This window comes from Streptococcus suis, assembly GCF_024509555.1.
Taxonomy (GTDB): Bacteria; Bacillota; Bacilli; order Lactobacillales; family Streptococcaceae; genus Streptococcus; species Streptococcus suis_AD.
Genome location: NZ_JAMWEL010000003.1, coordinates 1 through 14,249, shown reverse-complemented (window position 1 = coordinate 14,249; position 14,249 = coordinate 1). Strand labels below are relative to the sequence as shown.

The window sequence follows — 14,249 nt, the reverse complement described above, 5'->3', positions numbered from 1 at the left end:
TCAAATATTATTCGCCTTAAAATAAGTAATAATAAAAATTCAGAAAATTCTTTACCACTTTCTTTTAGAAAATCGAACGTTTGTTTTTTACTGAATAATAAATTAAATTAAAAAAGCAACGTTTTTAAGACATTGCTCTTTCATTGTTAACCTTATTTAAAGTAGTTGATTCCCATGGCATCCTTTACTTGATCAAGGGTAGTGGCGGCAACCTGACGAGCCTTGCGACTTCCTTCTTCCAGCATAGCATAAACCTGGCCCATATCCTGTGCAAACTCCAGACGGCGTTCACGGATTGGTCCTAATTCTCTCTCTAAAATGTCCAGCAAATAACGTTTGGTTTTCACATCCCCCAAGCCACCACGCTGGTAATGCTCCTTCATAGCCTCAATCTCAGCCTTATCTTCATCGCGCCCAAAAACGTCAAGATAGTGGAAAACCATGTTTCCTTCAATCTTACCTGGGTCTTCAACACGGATGTGGTTTGGATCTGTGTACATGGACATGACTTTCTTTTTAAGTGTATCCATGTCATCTGCCAAGTAAATTCCATTTCCAAGTGACTTAGACATCTTGGCATTACCGTCCAAACCTGGCAAGCGACCAGCTGCCTCATTTTCAGGATAAATGCCCTCAGGCTCTACCAAAATATCAGTCTGGTAAGCATGGTTAAAGCTACGAACGACTTCACGAGTCTGCTCAATCATAGGTTTCTGGTCATTTCCTACTGGAACAAAGTTTGCCTTGAAGGCTGTAATATCTGCCGCTTGTGACACAGGATAGACTAAGAAACCAGCTGGAATTCCTTCGCCAAATCCCTTCTGAGCAATCTCGGTTTTTACAGTCGGATTGCGTTCTAGACGTGCAACAGATACCAAGTTCATGTAGTACATGGTCAACTCTGCCAATTCAGGAATTTGACTCTGGATGAAAATCGTTGTCTTAGCTGGATCAAGTCCTGCCGCTAGATAATCTAGTGCTACGTTTCCAACGGATTCAACAATCTTTTGCGGTTCCTTTGCATGATCTGTCAACGCTTGTTGGTCTGCTAAAAAGACAAAAAGTTCATGTTGACCTGCATCCTGTAATAAAACACGATTTTTCAACGAACCAACATAATGTCCAATATGTAATTTGCCTGTTGGACGGTCTCCTGTTAGGATAATCGGTTTACTCATAAAATGTTCTCCTTTTACATAATAAAAGCCCACGCACAGAAAACTGTGCGAGGGCGTCAAGGACACGGTGCCACCTCACTTATAAGCATTAAATAAGCTTACATCTTTTTGCACATAAGGCCTGCTAGCCGAATCCTTATTGGTTCGAATTCATTACAAAATCAGTCCATTCACCAATCACCATTGCCTGTTTGCAGCGACCACAAGCTCTCTAAAAATGGAGGATTACCTACTCTTCTGATTAAATACCATTATACCGCTTAAAAATTAGAAAGTCAATACTTCCAAGCCTTGACGAGACTGTCTGAATCAGCGATAATAGAGATTGAGATTATAAGAAAAAAAGGTGAGGTATTGCGACCTATGCAACAAAAACTAAAAGACTTTGCACTTGTGACAGCTGGTTCCATTGTCATGGCTATTGGGTTCAATAGTCTATTTTTAGGAAATAATATCGTATCTGGTGGTGTTGGAGGTTTGGCTATTGCCCTCAACAAACTCTTGGGCTGGAATCCTTCTGATTTTGTCCTTTACTGCAACATTCCCCTCCTAATACTTTGTTGGGTCTTTTTAGGAAAATCTGTTTTCATCAAAACCGTTTACGGTTCCTTGATTTATCCATTTTGTATCAAGTTGACAGCTGGTTTACCAACCTTGACTGACAATATCTTTCTCGCAGCTATTTTCGGAGGCATCATTATCGGATTTGGACTCGGTTTGGTCTTCCTTGGGAATTCTTCCACAGGAGGAACAGGGATTGTCATCCAATTACTCCATAAATACACACCTCTTCCGCTCAGTCTCGCCATGTCAATCAGCGATGGAATTGTTGTCGGACTTGGTTTTATTGCCTTTGATCCAGACACCGTCATGTACTCGATTATGGCACTGATGACCATTACCTATGTTATCAACCGTATGATGTCAGGTACAGAATCCTCTCGAAATGTCATGATTATTTCAGAAAAATTTCCTAAAATTAAAAAATACATTACCGAAACAGCAGATCGTGGGGTGACCGAACTCCCTGTTGTCGGTGGGTTTACAGGCAAGGAAAAACGCATGCTGATGACTACAATTTCCATCCATGAATACCAAAAGATTGAAACGGCAGTTTTGAACATTGATCCAACCGCCTTTATGGTGGTCATGCCTGCCAGCCAAGTTCGTGGTCGTGGCTTTAGCTTACAAAAAGACCATCAACAATACGACGAAGATATTTTAATTCCAATGTAATTCATTGAAAATTCAATTTCTTTCTAGTACAATAAGACTAATAGACAGAATATAGAGGAGAAAATATGCTTACAGTATCAGATGTGTCGCTTCGCTTTAGCGACCGCAAATTATTCGATGATGTCAACATCAAGTTTACAGCAGGAAATACCTACGGATTGATTGGTGCCAATGGTGCTGGTAAATCAACTTTCTTGAAAATTCTTGCAGGTGACATTGAGCCATCAACAGGTCATATTTCACTTGGACCAGACGAACGCCTTTCTGTGCTACGTCAGAACCATTTCGACTACGAAGATGAGCGCGTGATTGACGTTGTTATCATGGGGAATGAACAACTTTACAGCATTATGAAAGAGAAAGATGCCATTTACATGAAAGAAGATTTTTCTGATGAAGATGGTGTCCGTGCTGCTGAGTTAGAAGGTGAGTTTGCTGAACTTGGTGGTTGGGAAGCAGAAAGTGAAGCTTCTCAATTGCTTCAAAACCTCAACATTTCAGAAGACCTTCACTATCAAAATATGAGCGAATTGACCAACGGTGAGAAGGTTAAGGTTCTCTTGGCTAAGGCCCTCTTTGGTAAACCAGATGTTCTTCTTTTGGACGAGCCAACCAACGGTTTGGACATTCAGTCAATCAACTGGTTGGAAGATTTCCTGATTGACTTTGAAAATACGGTTATCGTCGTATCCCACGACCGCCACTTCCTCAATAAAGTATGTACCCACATGGCTGACCTTGACTTTGGAAAAATCAAGATTTTCGTTGGTAACTACGACTTCTGGAAACAATCCAGTGAATTGGCTGCCCGTCTGCAAGCAGACCGTAACGCAAAAGCAGAAGAAAAAATCAAAGAATTGCAAGAATTCGTTGCCCGTTTCTCTGCTAATGCTTCTAAGTCTAAGCAAGCTACTTCACGTAAAAAGATGCTGGATAAAATCGAATTGGAAGAAATTATCCCTTCTAGCCGTAAATACCCATTTATCAACTTCAAATCTGAACGTGAAATCGGTAACGACCTCTTGACTGTTGAGAACTTAAAAGTTGTTATCGATGGTGAAACAATTTTAGATAATATCAGCTTTATCTTACGTCCAGGAGATAAGACAGCCCTCATTGGTCAAAATGACATCCAAACAACTGCTCTGATTCGTGCACTCATGGGAGACATCGAATACGAAGGTACTGTCAAGTGGGGTGTAACTACCAGTCAATCTTACCTACCAAAAGACAATACTCGTGATTTTGATACCAACGAATCCATACTTGATTGGCTTCGTAACTTTGCTAGCAAGGAAGAAGATGACAATACCTTCTTGCGTGGTTTCTTGGGTCGTATGCTCTTCTCAGGCGATGAAGTAAACAAACCTGTCAACGTCTTGTCAGGTGGCGAAAAGGTGCGCGTGATGCTATCAAAACTTATGCTTCTCAAATCAAATGTCTTGGTCTTAGATGATCCAACCAACCACTTGGACTTGGAGTCAATTTCCAGTCTGAACGATGGTCTCAAAGCCTTTAAAGAATCTATCATCTTTGCTAGCCATGACCACGAGTTTATTCAAACACTGGCTAACCATATCATCGTCATTTCTAAAAACGGTGTTATCGACCGAATCGACGAAACTTATGATGAATTCTTGGAAAATGCTGAAGTACAAGCAAAAGTACAAGAACTTTGGAAAGCATAATAAAAAGGCGATTTATTCGCCTTTTCTTTTAAATCTATGAAAAAAATATTTACAAAAACATCCATTTATTATCTCTTATCTTTCCTTATTCCTCTGACTATTATTTCTATCGTCTTAGCATTTCAAGGAATCTGGTGGGGAAGTGACACAACTATATTAGCAAGTGATGGATTTCATCAGTATGTCATCTTTAATCAAACTTTACGAAATGCTTTACACGGAGATGGCTCTCTTTTTTACACCTTTACAAGTGGTCTAGGTCTAAACTTCTACGCTCTTTCTTCCTACTATCTAGGATCCTTCCTATCTCCACTTGTATTCTTCTTTGATTTACAATCCATGCCAGATGCCCTCTATCTTGTCAGTGTTGTCAAGTTTGGATTGATAGGATTGTCAACCTATATTAGCTTGAAAGGGATACATAAAAAACTTGAACCTTCCTGGACTATTCTTCTTTCCACTTCCTACTCATTGATGAGTTTTTCTACCAGTCAATTAGAAATCAATAGCTGGCTAGATGTCTTTATTCTTATTCCAATCATACTTTTAGGTTTACAACGATTGATAGAAGGAAAAAATCAAGCTATTTACTATATAGCCTTAACTTGCTTGTTTGTTCAAAACTACTACTTTGGCTATATGGCTGCCATTTTTCTAGCACTGTGGGCACTTGTTCATTTATCTTGGTTAGAAAAAAACAGGATAAAAATATTCATAAACTTTACAGTTGTGTCAATTCTATCAGCACTAACTAGTATGTTTATGCTCCTACCAACATATTTAGATTTGAAAACGCACGGTGAAACCTTTACAAAGATTGTCAATCTAAAAACGGAAGACTCCTGGTATTTGGATTTCTTTGCAAAGAATTTAGTCGGTAGTTTTGACACAACAAAATTTGGTTCTATTCCTATGATTTATGTAGGATTGCTGCCACTCATTTTCACAATACTATTCTTTACCATAAAAGAGGTAAGGTGGACAGTAAAATGTTCATACGGTCTACTAATCAGTTTTGTCATTGCTAGTTTCTACCTCCAACCCCTCAACCTATTCTGGCAGGGAATGCATGCTCCGAATATGTTTCTATACCGCTATGCATGGGTCCTATCTACCATTCTTATCTACTTATCTGCAGAAACAATTATACGATTGAAGCAAGTTTCGCTTAGAAGCTTTTATGTAAGCATTTCGGTTATATTACTAGGTTTTCTAATGACCTATCTATTTAAGCAACACTATGAATTTTTACAAGATGTAAACTTTTTATTGACAGTTGAATTTCTAATTCTTTACATTGTTCTATTTTGGCTCCTCTTTCATCGTAAACTATATGCTAACTGGATTGCCACTGTTTTCCTATTCTTTGGCTTATTTGAAATCGGGATTCATACTCAGTATCAGGTACAGGGACTATCAAATGAATGGCATTTCCCTAGTCGTTCAAACTATGAAGAAAAATTGACAAACATTGACAACCTTGTCAAGTCAGCCAAGTCTGATAATACTGCTTTCTTTCGGACTGAACGATTGTTACCACAAACAGGAAATGATAGTATGAAGTACAACTACAACGGTATTTCTCAATTCTCTTCTATCCGTAATAGAGCTTCTAGCTCAGTCCTCGACAAACTAGGTTTCCGTTCAGATGGAACCAATCTAAATCTCCGTTATCAAAATAATACCATCATTTCTGATAGTCTATTTGGCATAAAATACAATCTAGCAACTACTGACCCTAATAAATTTGGTTTTTCACTCTATCAAAATAGTGAAACCATTAACTTGTATGAAAATAGTTTTAATCAAGGTCTTGCTATTCTCACCAACCAAGTTTACAAGGATGTAAAGTTTACAAACCTCACACTTGATAATCAAACAAATTTCCTCAATCAGCTAGCTGGTGTAAACCATAAATATTACTATAGTATTCCGATCACTTCATCTCAATATGCGACTGAATTAGGAAATCGTATCACTGTAAATAAAGTAGCTGAGGAAACAAGTGCTAAAGTTAGCTATACCTTTACAGTACCAGCAAATAGTCAAGTATATCTAAATCTCCCAAAAATCACATTCTCAAATGAGAATCATAAGAAGGTTGTCATAACTGTCAACAACCAGTCAACTGAATTTACACTTGATAATGCATTTTCATTCTTCAATGTTGGAGATTTTTTAGAAGAACAAGTCGTTCAAGTTGATATTCACTTCCCTGAAAATGCACAAGTTTCCTTTGATAAACCGCAATTCTACCGTCTAGATCTAATTGCATTCCAAAATGCCGTAACTATACTAAAAGAAAAAAATATTGTTACAAAAACTAACGGAAACAAGTTAACTATCGACTTTGAAACCGAGAATGAAGCTTCACTACTGTTGACTCTACCGTACGATAAAGGCTGGAAAGCTACCATTGAGGGTAAACCAGTAAAAATCCAGAGAGCTCAAAATGGCTTTATGAAAATCGATGTCAGTCCTGGGCAATCACAAGTAATTCTTACCTTTATTCCTCAAGGTTTTTACTTAGGTTTAATAATCTCATTCGCCGCCCTTGGCCTCTTTATCAGCTACCAAATATTTCGAAATAAGTATAACAAAAACCTCTCAGTATAAATAGATTGCTGAGAAGTTTTTATTTTCTATAAATTTTTAAAAAATAAAACCTTGATTTCTCAAGGTTTCTTAGTGTTTATATACTCCGCCAACAGGGCTCGAACCTGTGACATCATGATTAACAGTCATGCGCTCTACCAACTGAGCTATGGCGGAAAGAATAGTCCGTACGGGATTCGAACCCGTGTTACCGCCGTGAAAAGGCGGTGTCTTAACCCCTTGACCAACGGACCATTTTTCAGAACAATAACTAGTATAATACACCACCAATTTTTTGTCAATAGTTTTTTTAAAAAAATTTTGCACTATTGACAGAGTTAGCCGTTTAATGTACAATTAAATAGTTAGGGTTCCATAGCTCAGCTGGATAGAGCATTCGCCTTCTAAGCGAACGGTCGCAGGTTCGAATCCTGCTGGAATCATCTTGGTCTATCGTGAGATAGGCCTTTTTTCTTGCCATAATTTATAATTAATATAGAGGACTGGTAAGAGAATGCCAATTAAAGCATATTCTTTAAATTGAAAAGACAGTTGCGTCGCAATAACAACACCTAACATAAATCCAATAATCGTAAGTAAAATATTTCTTCCTGTCTTTTTCAGCTCTGTATCCCGTTCAATCATACCTTTAAACCAAAGATAAGCCGCATTCTTCACATTTCCAGTCATCATGACATTGGCATATGGAGCACCTCTCAACCTTCTAAAGGTTTCCACCTGAATAGAGGCTACAAAAGCCAAACTAGCGATTGTGAAAGAAGCAGGCATCATGGGAGACAAAAAAATTGTCAAAAGGATGCAAATCAGCATGATCAAGCTACTACCAAAGTGCCAGGACCAAGATTGTTTTTCAAAATACCTCCTAGCTAAGTAAGTAAAAAATTGACCGAATACAAAAAATAGAATGGGAATACAAAAGTTAACTACCTGGTCAAACTCTCCTTTTGCCATATAGAAGGCAAGAGAAATTACATTTCCGGATTGTACTCCTGCAAAACGTCCACCTTGGGTCACATAGGTAAATGCATTGAGATAGCCACTAATAAAGGTCAAGCAACAAGCTACACGCAAGCCTTCAAAAACACGATAATCTTTCTGCTGCATTCTAACTCCTTGTTTCACGTGAAACTATTTATGATAGGGACTGCCTTGTTGGATCATAAAGGCGCGATAAATTTGCTCGATAAGCACCAATTTCATTAGTTGGTGAGGGAGGGTCAATTGTCCAAAACTCATCAGTAAATTGGCTCTTTTTTTCACTTGATGATCCAAACCAAGACTGCCACCGATAATAAAAGTAATATCAGAATAGCCACTCACTGTAATGTCAGCTAGTTTCTTGCTAAATTCTTCAGAGGGAAATTGTTTTCCTTCAATGGCTAGAGCGATGACATAATCTCGTTCACCAATTTTAGCCATAATTCGCTCAGCTTCTTTTTTCAATATCTGCTCATTTTCTGCCAGACTAGCCTTATCTGGCGTCTTCTCGTCAGCTAGTTCAATCAGATCCAACTTTGTAAAACGACCTAAACGTTTACTATATTCGGCAATACCATCTTTAAGGTATTTTTCTTTCAATTTTCCAACGGTTATCAATTTTATTTTCATAAAAATATTGTAACATATCCACAGGCATCTAGTAGTTATTATTTCAAAAAAACATCAAAATCTACGAGTTTGTTCACATTATTCACATAGTTATCCACAGGTTGTGGATTGATTTTTGAAAACTTTAAGCTATAATTAAGAAAGTAGGAGTAATCTTAAGAAAATTATAAGAAAAAGAAAGGGTTCTCTATATGAAAAAATATTTGAAATTCCTTATTTTATTTTTTATTGGCTTTATTGGTGGCTTAGCCGGTGCACTGACTGCGTCTATCTTTCAACCACAAGTCCAGCAAGCAAACTCTGCTATTACAAGTATTAGCAATGTTCAATATGATAATGAGACTTCAACAACTCAGGCAGTAGAAAAAATCCAAGATGCTGTTGTTTCCGTTATCAACTACCAATCTGCAGCAAGCAATAGCCTGAGCGCCATTTTTGGAAATATTGAATCATCTGATGAACTAGCAGTTGCTGGGGAAGGTTCAGGAGTAATCTACAAAAAAGATGGAAATACTGCCTATATTGTAACCAATACCCATGTAATCAATAATGCGGAAAAAATTGATATCCTTCTAGCTTCCGGAGAGAAAGTAGCAGGAGAATTAGTGGGTTCTGATACCTACTCTGATATCGCTGTTATCAAAATTGATGCAGACAAGGTGACAGCAGTAGCTGAATTTGCAGACTCAGACACTATTAAAGTTGGGGAAACTGCTATCGCAATTGGTAGTCCACTAGGAAGTGTTTACGCTAATACTGTTACACAGGGGATTATCTCCAGCTTAAGTCGTACTGTTACCTCTCAATCAGAAGATGGTCAAACAATCTCTACAAATGCCATTCAAACAGATACAGCCATTAACCCTGGTAACTCTGGTGGACCACTCATTAATATCCAAGGTCAAGTTATCGGAATTACTTCTAGTAAAATTACTTCAAGTTCTTTGACTAGTTATGGAGTTGCAGTAGAAGGAATGGGATTTGCAATCCCTTCAAACGATGCCGTGTCCATTATCAATCAACTTGAAACAGATGGTAAAGTTAGCCGACCTGCCCTCGGAGTTCACATGGTTAACTTGACAGATTTGTCAACCAGTCAACTTGAAAAAGCTGGTCTAGCTAATACTGAATTAACATCTGGTGTTATCGTTGTTTCTACACAAGCCGGACTTCCAGCAGATGGAAAATTCGAAACTTACGATGTCATTACAGAGATTGACGGAGAAACCATTGAAAACAAGAGTGATTTACAAAGTGCACTTTACAAGCATCAAGTAGGCGATACAATTATCATTACCTACTATAGAAATAATAAAAAACAAACAGTTGACATTAAATTGACACATTCTACTGACCAACTTCAATAATCAACTTAAACTAGGCTTTACATGATTGTAAAGTCTGTTTTTTTTTGCTAAAATGAACAATATGGAAGAATTACGAACTATAAAAATTTCAGATATCCAACCAAATCCATATCAACCTAGAATTCATTTTGACCAAAATAAGCTAGAAGAATTGGCTCAATCTATAAAAGAAAATGGATTGATCCAACCAATTATTGTAAGAAGGTCATCTATTGTTGGTTATGAACTGTTAGCAGGTGAAAGAAGGTGGAGAGCTAGTCAATTAGCTGGACTAACAACGATTCCCGCTATCGTAAAAGAATTGAGTGATGATGATTTGCTCTATCAGTCAATCATTGAAAATCTACAACGTTCAGATTTAAATCCTATCGAAGAAGCTTCTTCTTATCAAAAGCTAATTAATAAGGGATTAACACACGATGAAATTGCACAAATCATGGGAAAATCTAGACCCTATATCAGCAATCTTCTTCGTTTATTAAATCTATCTAAAGAAACACAACAAGCAATAAAAGAAGGAACAATTTCGCAAGGCCACGCGCGTCAGTTAGTTGCATTTTCAGAAGAAAAACAAGCTGCCTGGATTCAGGAAATCATCGAAAAAGATCTAAGTGTGCGGGCTCTTGAAAAAATTCTATCCAAGAAGAAAAAAATAAAGACACAACCAAAAAATCAATTTCTAAAAGAACAAGAAGAACTTTTAACCAAACTACTCGGTACCTCAACCAAAATTCTTCAGAAAAAAAATGGCAAGGGAGAAATTCGAATCAACTTTAATAGCCTCGAAGAATTCGAACGAATTATCAACAACTTAAAATAAGCTTGTTAATTCAATTTACTCATATACAACCTTTTCCACAATAAAATAATACTACAAAGCTAGAATCTACACAGGTTCTAGCTTTTATTCACAACCTGTGGAAAACTTTTATATACAATGTGGACAATATAAACTCCGAAAATTATCTGTGGAAAACTTTTGCTTTTTATGGTACACTAGTTTGGCGAATAAAATAGTCTATGAAAGGAGGAATTTTATGGAAAAAGAAGAAATTTTTTGGCAACGATTTGTTGAGTTAGTACAGTCTGGATTCAAGCCCTATATATATAACTTTTTTGTCGCAGATGCAAAATTAATTCGTATTGAACATCAAGAAGCAAAAATTTTTTTAAATGGCTCCTATAAAAAAAGTTTTTGGGAATCAAATTTTGAAGAATTATTAATTACTGCTAGTTTTGAACTGTTCGGAGAGCCTATCAGTATTCATTACCAATTCACTGATGATACAACTGAGACCAGTCCAACGAGACAAAGTTACACTACATTTGAGGTCCAGCCTGTTGTTGAAAATAGCGAAACTCTTGAAGTAGTGGAAACTGTCCACTCTGATATAAAACCCCAATATACATTTGAAAACTTTGTTCAAGGTGATAATAACCAGTGGGCGAATAACGCAGCTATTGCTGTTTCAAATAATTTAGGAGGCTACTACAATCCCTTATTCATCTTCGGAGGTCCTGGATTAGGTAAAACTCATATTCTAAATGCAATTGGTAACAAGGTATTGGCCGATAATTCTCAAGCAAGGGTACGATATGTTTCCGCAGAAACCTTCATTAATGAATTTTTAGAACACCTACGTTTAAATAAAATGGAGAAGTTCAAAAAAATATATCGCAATTTAGATTTGCTCCTCATTGACGATATTCAATCTCTAAAAAATAAAAAGTCTACTCAAGAGGAACTTTTTAATACTTTCAATGCACTATATGACAATAATAAGCAGATTGTCTTAACAAGTGACCGTAACCAAGATTATTTAGACAATATTGAAGATCGATTAGTAACACGATTTAAATGGGGGCTAACAACTGAAATTACACCACCTGATTTTGAGACACGTATAGCTATTTTACGCAATAAATGCGAGACTTTTCCTTATAAATTTACTAACGAAACCTTGTCTTACTTAGCTGGACAATTTGATTCGAATGTCCGTGATTTAGAGGGAGCTTTGAAAGATATTAACCTAATTGCTACTATGCGAAATCTTTCAGAAATTACTGTTGAAGTAGCTGCTGAGGCAATTCGTTCTAGAAAACAAACCAACCCCAAAAATATGATTATTCCTATTGAGCGAATACAGGAAGAAGTCAGTACATTTTATGGGGTCAGTTTAAAAGAACTAAAGGGTTCAAAACGTGTTCAACATATTGTTCATGCACGTCAAGTTGCTATGTTCCTAGCTCGTGAAATGACAGATAATTCCTTACCAAAAATCGGCAGGGAATTTGGAAATCGTGATCATACTACGGTCATGCATGCCTATAACAAAATAAAGAGCTTACTGCTGGATGATGACAATTTAGAGATTGAAATAACCAGTATAAAAAATAAATTACGCTAACCTGTGTATAACTTTCAAAAGAAAGCCATAGTTTTCCACATATTGTGAACAAGTCTATTTCCTAGCTTTATCGAGTTTTAGTGACTTTTCCACAGAATACACAATAACTACTATTACTATTAACCTTATAGACAATAAATAAAGGAGACTCAATGATCCAATTTTCGATTAATAAAAATGTGTTCCTCCAAGCACTCAATACTACTAAACGAGCAATTAGTACTAAAAATGCTATTCCAATACTCTCTACTTTAAAAATTACTGTTACGAGTGACGGAATTACTTTAACAGGTTCAAATGGACAGATTTCCATTGAATATTTTATTTCCATTCAAGATGAGAATGCTGGTCTTTTGATTTCTTCACCAGGAGCTATTTTATTGGAAGCAGGATTCTTTATAAACGTCGTTTCAAGTATGCCAGATATTGTCCTTGATTTTAATGAAATCGAACAAAAACAAGTTGTTTTGACAAGTGGTAAATCAGAAATTACCTTAAAAGGAAAAGAGCCTGAGCAATATCCACGATTACAAGAAGTTCCAACGTCAAAACCTTTGGTATTGGAAACAAAAGTACTAAAACAAACTATCAATGAAACAGCCTTTGCAGCTTCCTTGCAAGAAAGTCGCCCAATACTAACAGGTGTTCATTTTGTTTTAACAGATCATAAAAATCTTAAAACAGTTGCCACAGACTCACATCGGATGAGTCAACGTAAACTGGTCCTTGAAAAAGCAGGCGATGATTTTAATGTGGTGATTCCAAGTCGTTCTCTTCGCGAATTTACAGTCGTTTTTACGGATGATATCGAAACTGTAGAAGTGTTCTTCTCCAACAATCAAATCCTTTTCAGAAGTGAACATATTAGTTTCTATACACGTTTGCTTGAAGGAACCTATCCAGATACGGATCGCTTGATTCCAACAGAATTTAAAACAGTTGCTGTATTTGATACTGACAAACTCCGCCATTCGATGGAACGGGCTCGTCTTCTGTCAAATGCAACTCAGAATGGTACAGTAAAACTTGAGATTGCAAATAATGTTGTCACAGCTCATGTAAACTCACCAGAAGTTGGACGTGTAAACGAAGAATTGGACACATTAGAAGTGACTGGTGAAGATTTGGTGATTAGTTTTAACCCAACTTACTTGATTGAAGCTTTGAAGGCAACCAATAGTGAGCAGGTTAAAATAAGCTTTATCTCCTCTGTTCGTCCATTTACACTAGTACCAAATAACGAAGAGGAAGATTTAATTCAATTAGTAACCCCAGTTCGGACCAACTAATTCCAACATAAACGGCTAGCTTGGCCGTTTTTGTGTTATACTGAAAGAAATAGAACTAAAGGAGTATCTATGTACCAATTAGGAACCTTTGTCGAAATGAAAAAGCCCCACGCCTGTGTTATCAAATCGACCGGCAAGAAGGCAAATAAGTGGGAGGTTATCCGTCTAGGAGCGGATATTAAAATCCGCTGTACTAACTGTGACCATGTTGTTATGATGAGCCGATATGATTTTGAACGAAAAATGAAACAAGTTCTACCAAGTGAAGCCTAGTTGACAGTTTGCAACTGCTAGTTGCGATTTTTTCCTAAAAATTGCTAGTCAACTGTTCCTTTCTAAGCTATAATAGACTTAGAAAAAAGAGGAGGAAATGATCATGAATCAGTTGGCCCAACAAATCAAAAAGTTACGTACTGGTCAAAATTTGTCTCAGGATGACTTAGCAGAGAAGCTCTATATTTCCCGTCAGGCTGTTTCCAAGTGGGAAAATGGCGAAGCAACGCCAGATATTGACAAACTGGTTCAGCTGGCAGAAATCTTTGGTGTCAGTCTGGATTATCTGGTTTTAGGAAAAGAACCTGAGAAGGAAATTGTGGTGGAACAACGAGGAAAAATGAATGGTTGGGAATACTTGTACGAAGAATCCAAACGACCTCTTACAAGAGGCGATGTTGTCGTTCTCATTTTTTTTGCAGTTATATTTTTAGGTGGATTATTCATTAAGCATTATTTGGTAAATTCTCAAAGTAAGTTCTAGTTCCCGTCCTTCCAGAAGTTACTTTGAGAAAACTGCATAACATCAACAGAATTTAGTCTCAGACTAAGTTCTTTTTTTGACTAAAAATGTTGATAATAGTGA

General features: G+C 36.9%; 12 protein-coding genes, 3 tRNA genes and 1 other annotated feature. Of the genes, 10 read left to right on the top strand and 5 right to left on the bottom strand.

The features are described 5' to 3' along the window. Positions 1–152 precede the first annotated feature (152 nt). Entirely contained in the window at positions 153–1,178 is a 1,026-nt protein-coding gene (gene trpS, locus NF418_RS02025; protein WP_256778225.1) for a tryptophan--tRNA ligase, read from the bottom strand. A gap of 46 nt (positions 1,179–1,224) precedes the next feature. After that, positions 1,225–1,433, bottom strand: a binding site (T-box leader). A 108-nt stretch (positions 1,434–1,541) separates the two neighbouring features. On the opposite strand from trpS, the gene NF418_RS02020 reads away from it, so the two are divergent. The 3 genes from NF418_RS02020 (at position 1,542) to NF418_RS02010 (ending at position 6,718) form a co-directional block, all read left to right on the top strand. Further along, positions 1,542–2,414, top strand: a complete 873-nt coding sequence (locus NF418_RS02020; RefSeq protein WP_172083305.1) for a YitT family protein — start codon at positions 1,542–1,544, stop codon at positions 2,412–2,414. Positions 2,415–2,479: 65 nt separating this feature from the next. Then, positions 2,480–4,102 (top strand): ABC-F family ATP-binding cassette domain-containing protein, encoded by a 1,623-nt coding sequence (locus tag NF418_RS02015; protein WP_172000189.1) that lies wholly within the window; start codon positions 2,480–2,482, stop codon positions 4,100–4,102. A gap of 36 nt (positions 4,103–4,138) precedes the next feature. Then, entirely contained in the window at positions 4,139–6,718 is a 2,580-nt protein-coding gene (locus NF418_RS02010; protein WP_256778224.1) for a YfhO family protein, read from the top strand. Positions 6,719–6,801: 83 nt separating this feature from the next. Here NF418_RS02010 and NF418_RS02005 read toward each other — a convergent pair. Together NF418_RS02005 and NF418_RS02000 are read right to left on the bottom strand one after the other, a co-directional pair. After that, a tRNA-Asn gene (locus tag NF418_RS02005) sits at positions 6,802–6,874 on the bottom strand. 5 nt (positions 6,875–6,879) lie between these two features. After that, a tRNA-Glu gene (locus NF418_RS02000) sits at positions 6,880–6,951 on the bottom strand. 115 nt (positions 6,952–7,066) lie between these two features. Between NF418_RS02000 and NF418_RS01995 the strand changes: the two genes are divergently transcribed. Then, positions 7,067–7,140, top strand: a tRNA-Arg gene (locus NF418_RS01995). A gap of 7 nt (positions 7,141–7,147) precedes the next feature. Here NF418_RS01995 and NF418_RS01990 read toward each other — a convergent pair. Together NF418_RS01990 and rlmH are read right to left on the bottom strand one after the other, a co-directional pair. Beyond that, positions 7,148–7,822 carry a YoaK family protein gene (locus NF418_RS01990; RefSeq protein WP_256778223.1) on the bottom strand — a complete coding sequence of 225 codons (675 nt, stop codon included), beginning with the start codon at positions 7,820–7,822 and terminating at the stop codon, positions 7,148–7,150. A 24-nt stretch (positions 7,823–7,846) separates the two neighbouring features. After that, complete coding sequence (rlmH, locus tag NF418_RS01985) at positions 7,847–8,326, bottom strand: 23S rRNA (pseudouridine(1915)-N(3))-methyltransferase RlmH (protein WP_256778222.1); 480 nt, start codon at positions 8,324–8,326, stop codon at positions 7,847–7,849. Positions 8,327–8,517: 191 nt separating this feature from the next. Between rlmH and NF418_RS01980 the strand changes: the two genes are divergently transcribed. From NF418_RS01980 to NF418_RS01955, 6 genes are all read left to right on the top strand, one after another. Next, positions 8,518–9,693, top strand: a complete 1,176-nt coding sequence (locus NF418_RS01980) for a S1C family serine protease (protein WP_256778221.1) — start codon at positions 8,518–8,520, stop codon at positions 9,691–9,693. Positions 9,694–9,754: 61 nt separating this feature from the next. Beyond that, positions 9,755–10,513 carry a ParB/RepB/Spo0J family partition protein gene (locus tag NF418_RS01975; protein WP_256778220.1) on the top strand — a complete coding sequence of 253 codons (759 nt, stop codon included), beginning with the start codon at positions 9,755–9,757 and terminating at the stop codon, positions 10,511–10,513. A 217-nt stretch (positions 10,514–10,730) separates the two neighbouring features. Further along, complete coding sequence (dnaA, locus tag NF418_RS01970) at positions 10,731–12,101, top strand: chromosomal replication initiator protein DnaA (protein ID WP_256778219.1); 1,371 nt, start codon at positions 10,731–10,733, stop codon at positions 12,099–12,101. Between the two features lie 152 nt (positions 12,102–12,253). Further along, the gene (gene dnaN / locus NF418_RS01965; protein WP_172000182.1) at positions 12,254–13,390 is read left to right on the top strand and encodes a DNA polymerase III subunit beta; all 1,137 of its coding nucleotides are present in this window, start codon (positions 12,254–12,256) and stop codon (positions 13,388–13,390) included. Between the two features lie 69 nt (positions 13,391–13,459). Next, positions 13,460–13,663: a DUF951 domain-containing protein gene (locus NF418_RS01960; protein WP_256778218.1), complete on the top strand. Its 204-nt coding sequence runs from the start codon at positions 13,460–13,462 to the stop codon at positions 13,661–13,663. A 103-nt stretch (positions 13,664–13,766) separates the two neighbouring features. Next, the gene (locus tag NF418_RS01955) at positions 13,767–14,147 is read left to right on the top strand and encodes a helix-turn-helix domain-containing protein (protein WP_256778217.1); all 381 of its coding nucleotides are present in this window, start codon (positions 13,767–13,769) and stop codon (positions 14,145–14,147) included. The last annotated feature ends 102 nt before the right edge of the window (positions 14,148–14,249 follow it).